At 41.2% G+C, this 1,970-nt stretch carries 2 protein-coding genes; both read left to right on the forward strand.

The window, feature by feature from the left end:
* The first annotated feature begins 288 nt into the window (after positions 1 to 288).
* Positions 289 to 828: a hypothetical protein gene (locus HGG78_RS18675; protein WP_172533808.1), complete on the forward strand. Its 540-nt coding sequence runs from the start codon at positions 289 to 291 to the stop codon at positions 826 to 828.
* Between the two features lie 138 nt (positions 829 to 966).
* Entirely contained in the window at positions 967 to 1,320 is a 354-nt protein-coding gene (locus HGG78_RS18680) for a VOC family protein (protein ID WP_025527329.1), read from the forward strand.
* Positions 1,321 to 1,970: the final 650 nt, after the last annotated feature.

The following is a 1,970-nucleotide window of genomic DNA, read 5'->3' on the forward strand; positions in this document are numbered from 1 at the left end:
AAGATCTGCAATGAAATTGCACACAAATTAAATACGCGCCCACGCAAAAGACTTGGGTATAGAACACCAACGGAGTATATTCATGCGCATCTGTAGAAAGTGTCGCACTTCAAACTTGATACTAAGCTGCTAACAAACTGTTTAAGAGTGATTCGCAACGCGTGGCATTTTTACTATGCGTTGCGTTTAGTGTTTAAGGTAGTATGCGGCGGCTTCGGTATTGCGTTGCTCACACCTTAACAGGGCGTTAGGCATCACCAAGGTTTTGAGAGTAATAAAGGAAGTCAAATGGAAGTAGCAACACTTACAAGTATTTTCGGTGCAATAATAGGGGCTTTAACTGGAAATGTAGGTGCCGCTTTGTTGGGTGCAGCAATTGGTGCGGGATTATCGGCAACGTTTATCGTGATTCATGAAACAAACAGAGAGCGGAAGAATAGGGCGTTGGACTTAATTCAAGAGTATACATCTCCAGATTACATACAATTGAGGAACGATGCGGGTCAAGCACTTAGAAAAGCTTTAGAAGAACAAGCAATTCCCTCTTGGGATAATCTCTATCACAACTTACCCAGAGAAGAATGGAAGAAAATCTCCAAAATTGAGCATTTTTACAAAAAGCTCAATTTTATGATTGAGATCGGTGAGGCAGATGCAAAGTACGTAGGTAAGTACTTCGAGCAAGAGTTTTGGTATTGGCAAAAACGATATTTTAGCAAAATTAACATCGCATCAGACAAGCCAGAAATGAGGTTTTGTGCGTTAGCACCCATAGTGAAAAAGCCCCAAGATACCAGCAATAAACTCAATGAATCCAAATATGCCTAACAATCAATTTAAGAGGGATTCACAACGCTTGGTATTTTTGCTTCTACTTCAAATTTAGTGTTTATGGCACAATGCGTTAGGTTTGGGTGGAGGCGTTGTTCACCCCTTAATTGGGCGTTATGTGGTTGGAGAGAAATTATGAATCCATCAGCGGTTCTTGTTCATGTCCCAGATGTAGCGAAAGGGCTTGAATGGTACAAGAAAGCTTTTCCAGAAGCCGTTCCGGTTTACCATCCTGACTTTGATTTCACGGCGCTTGATCTAAATGGTTTCTCACTAGAAATAGTCCAAGCAGACAAAAAGGTTGGTGCTGGTAAAAGTGGTACAGTTGTTTACTGGTCAGTAGATAATTTATGTGTTGCTCTGGCTCATTTTGAAGAACTAGGTGCGTGTCTTTATCGTGGACCAATGGAAATTGAAGATGGGCTTTCAATGTGCCAAGTTGAGGACCCATTTGGAAACTTAATAGGACTACGTGGGAAAACCACATAACAAATTGTTCAAGAGGGATTCGCAACGCGTGGCATTTTTACTATGCGTTGGTTTTTGTGTTTAAGGCGGTATGCGGTTGCATCGGCATTGCGTTGCTCACCCCTTAACAAGGCGTTATGCAACTCAGGTAAATTTAGGGGTTTAATCTTTGGGATTTCTCCGGCCATTCGTTTTATGTTGTCGGCAAGTGAACATTTTCGGCTTCAAATTCGTGGTCAACTCAACCCGTAAAACAGACAAGATTCTTTGTTTGCCTCAATTGCTTTTCGCATTGGCGCGTCGTGAATTTAGCGGGCGAAAAGTGTGGAAAGGGCAAGCTAATCGAGAGTTTCGAGTTCGCTGAATATTTTGCTCGTTGAATTTTTCTGGTCCAAAAGTTGGGTTTGTTGCTGAAAGTTGAGCTTTGTTTTGGCGGCTTATTTGTCACGGTTCGGGCTTGGGCTGATTCTTGGTTCACTTAACCAACATTTTGATTGTTTTCTTTATCAAATTTAGTGTAACTTTATGTTTATCTAATTGAATTTGCTTAGTATCAAGTTTGAAGTGCGACACTTTCTACAGATGCGCATGAATATACTCCGTTGGTGTTCTATACCCAAGTCTTTTGCGTGGGCGCGTATTTAATTTGTGTGCAATTTCATTGCAGATCT

Origin of the sequence: Vibrio aestuarianus (assembly GCF_012395185.1) — a bacterium.
Lineage (GTDB): Bacteria > Pseudomonadota > Gammaproteobacteria > Enterobacterales > Vibrionaceae > Vibrio > Vibrio aestuarianus.